At 74.6% G+C, this 5954-nt stretch carries 5 protein-coding genes; all 5 read right to left on the bottom strand.

Annotated elements, in window-relative coordinates; all coding sequences use genetic code 11:
• Window positions 1–47: 47 nt before the first annotated feature.
• A complete protein-coding gene (locus ACFU0Y_RS16530; RefSeq protein WP_380215787.1) occupies window positions 48–1460 on the bottom strand; it encodes an MFS transporter in 1413 nt (470 codons plus the stop codon).
• 148 nt (window positions 1461–1608) lie between these two features.
• Complete coding sequence (locus ACFU0Y_RS16525; protein WP_380215785.1) at window positions 1609–2340, bottom strand: 4'-phosphopantetheinyl transferase family protein; 732 nt, start codon at window positions 2338–2340, stop codon at window positions 1609–1611.
• Between the two features lie 24 nt (window positions 2341–2364).
• Window positions 2365–3210, bottom strand: a complete 846-nt coding sequence (locus ACFU0Y_RS16520) for a thioesterase II family protein (RefSeq protein WP_380215783.1) — start codon at window positions 3208–3210, stop codon at window positions 2365–2367.
• A 19-nt stretch (window positions 3211–3229) separates the two neighbouring features.
• A complete protein-coding gene (locus tag ACFU0Y_RS16515; RefSeq protein ID WP_380215781.1) occupies window positions 3230–5026 on the bottom strand; it encodes an acetyl/propionyl/methylcrotonyl-CoA carboxylase subunit alpha in 1797 nt (598 codons plus the stop codon).
• Between the two features lie 187 nt (window positions 5027–5213).
• Window positions 5214–5849 (bottom strand): Maf family protein, encoded by a 636-nt coding sequence (locus tag ACFU0Y_RS16510; RefSeq protein WP_380215779.1) that lies wholly within the window; start codon window positions 5847–5849, stop codon window positions 5214–5216.
• Window positions 5850–5954 lie beyond the last annotated feature (105 nt).

The raw sequence follows: 5954 nt of genomic DNA, 5'->3' as shown, positions 1-5954 counted from the left end.
TCCCCTCGGGGATGCGGCCGTCGCGCGTGCCGTGCCGGGCGGGGAGCTCAGCGGCGGGTGACCACGTTCTCCATGTCGACGTCCTTGGTCTCCGGGGAGAACCAGAGCGCCACCAGGGTCAGCACGGCGCCGAACGCCAGGTAGAGGCCCACGGAGCCCACGCCGTAGCTCGCGTTGAGCGTCACGGCGACGTAGGGGGTGATGGCGGCACCGAGGATCGAGGCCGTGTTGTACGCGACGCCGGAGCCGGTGTAGCGCACGTTCGTGGGGAACAGCTCGGGCAGGATCGCGGACATCGAGCCGAAGGTCAGGCCCATCAGCGTCATGCCGACCACGAGGAAGAAGAGCACGCGGCCCGTGCTGACGTCCTCGCCGGTGCCGACCGCGGCCGGGTCCATGAGCAGGCCGAAGCTCAGGCCGAAGAGCAGGATCACCGTGGTGATGACCAGCTGCGAGCTGCGCCGGCCGAAGCGGTCGGCGACCCACCCGGAGACGGGCACCATCGCGGCGAACAGGAGCACGGCGAGCAGCTGGAGCACCAGGAAGTCGCGGTAGGGGATGCCGAGGCCGCCGTTGGCGGGGCTGCCGATGCCGTAGGAGAGGATCCACGCGGTCATCAGGTAGAAGAGCATGTAGGTGGCGAGCATGATGAACGTGCCCTGGATCATCTGCAGCCACGAGCCCCGGAACGCCTCGACCAGCGGGGTCTGGACCTTCTGGCCCTGGTCCAGGGCCTTCTGGAAGACCGGGGTCTCCTCGAGCTTGAAGCGCACGTACAGGCCGACGACCACCATCACCACGGACGCGAGGAACGGGACGCGCCAGCCCCAGGTGAGGAAGGGGTGGCCCGTGCCCTGCTCGGCCACCGACACGAAGCCCATCACCACGGTGAGCAGCAGGAAGAAGCCGTTGGCCAGGATGAAGCCGAACGGGGCGCCGAGCTGCGGCCACATGGCCGCGCGCGCCCGCTTGCCCTCCTCGGCGTACTCGGTGGCGAGCAGGGCCGCGCCGGACCACTCGCCGCCCAGGCCCAGGCCCTGGCAGAAGCGCAGGATCGTGAGGATGAGCGGGGCCCAGATGCCGATCGAGTAGTAGGTGGGCAGCAGGCCGATGAGGAACGTGGCGATGCCCATGGTCAGCAGCGCGCCGATCAGCGTGGCCTTGCGGCCGATCCGGTCGCCGAAGTGGCCGAAGATCACGGAGCCGATCGGGCGGGCCACGAAGGCCGCGGCGAAGGTCGCCATGGAGGCGAGCAGCTTGGCCGTCTCGTCCTCGCCGGTGAAGAACAGGGCGGGGAACACGGCCACGGCCGCGGTCGCGTAGACGTAGAAGTCGTAGAACTCGATCGTGGTGCCCACGAGGGAGGCCAGGATCACCCGGCTGCGGGGCACGCGCTGGGACAGGGGGAGGGAGGGGGCGGACGCGCCGGTGGCGTCCTGCCCGGTCACCGAAGAGGACATGGGGAAACCTCGGTCGTAGCAGTGGGCGGGAACAAAGACTCGATGGTACGCCGGGGGGTCCGGATGGTGGGTTCTCCGTCTCACATCCTGGAAGGGTGCGCATCTTGACGCGCCGCGGGCCGTGCGCCGCGCCGGGGCCTCCAGCGATTCAGCCCCGGGCGCGCCGATCGGTCCAGGGCTCGCTCACGGTCAGCGCCGCCCGGGCGTCCGCGCCGCCGGGACCCAGGGGCAGGTCCAGGATCCGCCAGCCGGGCAGCGGGTTGCGGGGGGACCGGCCGGCGCCCACCCGGTCCACCGCTGGGTCGCGGGAGAGCCCGGCACCCATGGCCTTGAGCAGGGACTCCTTGCGCGCCCACACCCGCGCCGCGGCGGCCGGCCGGCGCCCGCGGCGGGTCCAGGCGAGGCGGCGCCGCTCGGCCGGGTGCAGGACGCGGGACATCTGCTCCGCGCCGGCGAGGTCGGGGACGGCCTCGACGTCGATCCCCAGCTCCCGCGGCCCGGTGGCGAGCAGGACGTGCCCGCCGCTGGAGGACAGCGAGAAGTGCAGCCCGGGCACCCCGGGACGGCCGCGCCGACCGGCGGCCCCGGGCGCGGGCCCCAGCGGCACCGCGGCCGGCTCGGTGCGCAGCCGCTCGGCCAGCACGGCGCGCAGCAGGCAGCGGCGGGCGAGGAACGCCTCGCGGTCCTGCTCGCGCAGGAAGCCGTCCCGGCGGGCCCGCTCCACCGGGTCCAGCCAGGCGGCCTCGACCCCGCGCGCCCACGGGACCAGCTCGCTCACGTAGGCCCGGACCAGCAGGACGTCGTCGGCCCGGCAGGGGGCGGGCAGCGGGGTCCAGAGCGCGTGGCGGGGGCCCCGGGAGGAGACCGGGGACGTCGTCACGGCGGTCCGCTCAGCACGGCCGGCTCACCGGGTGCGGGGCACCGGCGCCCCGCCGGGCCCGGCGCACGCCTCGAGGTCCCCGAGCAGCCGGTCCCGGTGGCCGGCGTACGGGTGGTGGCCTCCGGGGTACTCCCGCCGCTGCACGGAGCCGGTGCTGACCGGGCACCAGGCGTCCAGGTCGGCGGCGTCCACGGTGGTGTCCTCCGTGCCGCGCAGCAGCAGCAGGGGAGCGCGGACCGGGACGGGGAGCCGGTCGTAGGCCCGGGAGGCCCGCAGGTCCGCCCGCAGGGCCGGCAGCTGCAGGGCCAGCAGCTCGGGGTTCGCCAGCACCGCCTCGGGGGTGCCGCCCAGCCGCCGCAGCCACCGGGCCAGCGCGTCGTCCGCACCCGGGTCCTGCGGGTCGAGCCCGGCGCGCAGGTCCGGGTCCGCGTCGACCGCGCTGCCTCCGGCGCCCGGGGCGGTCTTCGCCGAGAGGACGAGCAGCGCGACCCGGATCCCGGTCCGGCGCTCGAGCAGGGAGGCGAGCTCGGCGGCGACGGACGCGCCCATGCTGTGACCCAGCACCACGAGCGGGACGTCCGAGGACGCCCAGGGCGCGCCGGCGACGGCCTCGGCCGCCTCCGCGGCGAGCGCGGTGATCGAGGCGGCGGGCGGCTCCCGGAAGCGGCTCTCCCGGCCGGGGTACTGGACGCCGAGCACATGCACGTCCTCGCGCACCAGGAACCGCCAGTAGCCGGCGGCCGCGCCCGCGGGCGGGCAGCACAGTACCCGCAGCCGCGGCGCCCGGGCGGGGGCGACGCCGCGGAGCCGGTCCTGCGCGGAGAGGTCCACGAGGCAGCGCGCGGGGGCGCCGGCCGGTCGGGTGCTCATCGGTGCGGGGCCGTCCGCGTCAGGCGATGGTGGCGAGGACGGCGCCGGCGGAGACGGTGTCCCCGGGGCTCACGGAGAGCCCGGAGACCGTGCCCGACTTGTGGGCGGTCAGCGGCTGCTCCATCTTCATGGCCTCGAGCACGAGCACGAGGTCGCCCTCCGCCACCTCGTCCCCGTTGTCCACGGCGATCTTCACGATGGTGCCCTGCATCGGGGAGCTCAGGCTGTCGCCGCTCGCCGCGGCGGCACCGCCGCCGCGGGCCGCACGGGACTTGCGGGGCTTGGCGGTGGTCGTCCCGTTGGGCTTGGCCGCACCGGGCAGGGCGGGCAGGACCACCTCGAGGCGCTTGCCGGAGACCTCGACGACGATCGCCTGGCGCTCCTCCGCCTCGGGCCCGGCCTGCGGGACGCCCTCGAACGGCGGGATGGTGTTGTCGAACTCGGTCTCGATCCACCGGGTGTGCACGGAGAACGGGGTGCCCTCCGCGGGGGCGAAGGCGGGGTCGGCGACCACCGCGCGGTGGAAGGGGACCACGGTGGGCATGCCCTCGATGCGCAGCTCCGCCAGCGCCCGGCGGGAGCGCTCGACGGCCTGATGCCGGGTGGCCCCGGTGACGATCAGCTTGGCGAGCATGGAGTCGAAGTTCCCGCCCACGGTCTCGCCGGCCTGCACCCCGGAGTCCACGCGCACGCCGGGGCCGCCGGGCAGGTCCAGGGCGGTGATGGTGCCGGGGGAGGGCATGAAGTGCCGTCCGGGGTCCTCGCCGTTGATGCGGAACTCGATGGAGTGCCCCCGCACCGGCGGGTCGTCGTAGCCGAGGACCTCGCCGCGGGCCAGCCGGAACTGCTCGCGCACCAGGTCGATGCCCGTGACCTCCTCGGACACGGGGTGCTCGACCTGCAGGCGGGTGTTGACCTCCAGGAACGTGATGGTGCCGTCGCGGCCCACGAGGAACTCGCACGTGCCCGCGCCCTGGTAGCCGGCCTCGCGCAGGATCGCCTTGGAGGAGTCGTAGAGCAGGCGGTTCTGCTCCTCCGACAGGAACGGCGCCGGCGCCTCCTCCACGAGCTTCTGGTTGCGCCGCTGCAGGGAGCAGTCGCGGGTGGAGACGACCACCACGTTGCCGTGGGCGTCGGCCAGGCACTGGGTCTCGACGTGCCGCGGGGCGTCCAGGAAGCGCTCCACGAAGCAGTCACCGCGGCCGAACGCCGCGGTGGCCTCGCGCACCGCGGACTCGTAGAGCTCCGGGATGTCGTCGCGGTCGCGGACCACCTTGATGCCGCGGCCGCCGCCGCCGAACGCGGCCTTGATGGCCAGGGGCAGGCCGTGCTCGTCGGCGAAGGCGAGGACCTCCTCGGCGGATCCGACCGGGTCGGTGGTGCCGGGCACCTGCGGGGCGCCGACCTTCTCCGCGATGTGGCGGGCGGCCACCTTGTCGCCGAGCTGGGCGATGGCGGCGGGCGGGGGCCCGATCCAGGTCAGGCCGGCCTCGAGCACGGCGAGCGCGAAGTCGGCGTTCTCGGAGAGGAAGCCGTAGCCGGGGTGCACGGCGTCGGCGCCCGAGCGGGCGGCGACGTCGAGGATCTTGTCGATCACCAGGTACGAGTCCGCGGCGGTGGACCCGCCCAGCCCGTACGCCTCGTCCGCCGTGCGCGCGTGCAGGGCGTCCCGGTCCGGGTCGGCGTACACGGCCACGGAGGCGATGCCCTCGTCCCGGGCGGCGCGGATCACGCGCACCGCGATCTCGCCGCGGTTGGCGACGAGCACCTTGGTGATGGGGCGGATGGCGCCGTCCGCGGGGTTCTTACCGGTCACGTCTCACTCCTTGTCGAATCCTCCGATGCACTGTATTCCCCGCCGCGAGCAATCGCCCAACCACCCGGCGGTGGACCGGAAATGCGTCGCCGTTTCTGTAGGAGTCCTACAAACAGGAGTCCTGCACACAGGAGGCCTGCCAGCGGGAGGCCTGTCAGGCGGCGGACTGGCCCGGCGGCGGCCGCCCTTAGGGGTGCGCCGTCCACAGCTCGGGGACGCCCACACCGGCGCGTGCGAGCAGCGTGCGCAGGGTGCTGAGGCTCAGGCCGACGACGGCGTGCACGTCGCCCTCGACGCGCTCCACGAACGCCGCGCCGAGGGAGTCGATGGTGAAGGACCCGGCCACCTCCAGGGGCTCGCCGGTGGCCACGTAGGCCGCGACCTCGTCGTCGGTCATCTGCGCGAAGAAGACCTCGGCGCGGGCGGGGGCGCCGCCGCTCCAGCCGGAGCCCCCGTCCGCCGGGCCGCGGGTGTCCACGAGCCAGTGGCCCGTGTGCAGCACGCCCGAGCGTCCGCGCATGGCCCGGATCCGGGCGGTCGCCGTCGCGGCGTCCCCGGGCTTGCCGTGCACCTCGCCGTCGAGCTCGAAGACGGAGTCGCAGCCCACCACGAGGGCGCCGGCGGCCTCGGGCAGCGCGGCCACGGCCTCCGCCTTGGCCCGGGCCAGGACCATCGCGGTCTCCTCGGCGCCGGTCACCCCCAGGTCCCGGACCACGGCGTCCTCGTCCACGTCGGAGACGAGCCGGTCGTGGCCGATCCCGGCGTCGGTCAGCAGCTTGGTGCGGGCGGGGGAGCGGGAGGCGAGGACGAGGCGGGGAGTCACCGTCCCAGGATACGCAGACCTCGCCCGCGCGAGGCGTCGCGTCAGGTCCCGCCCACGCGCGAGGGGTCGCGTCCTGTCGGTGAGAGGATCTCTCACCGACAGGAC

Source organism: Kocuria sp. NPDC057446, assembly GCF_042802875.1.
Classification (GTDB): domain Bacteria; phylum Actinomycetota; class Actinomycetes; order Actinomycetales; family Micrococcaceae; genus Kocuria.
The sequence above is the reverse complement of the archived record's forward strand: the minus strand, read 5'-3'. Positions and strand labels throughout refer to the sequence as shown.

Bases quoted from the DNA above. Each gene is read 5' to 3' on its own strand.
- ACFU0Y_RS16530 (WP_380215787.1), bottom strand. From the start codon at position 1,460: ATGTCCTCTTCGGTGACCGGGCAGGACGCCACCGGCGCGTCCGCCCCC.
- ACFU0Y_RS16520 (WP_380215783.1), bottom strand. From the start codon at position 3,210: ATGAGCACCCGACCGGCCGGCGCCCCCGCGCGCTGCCTCGTGGACCTC.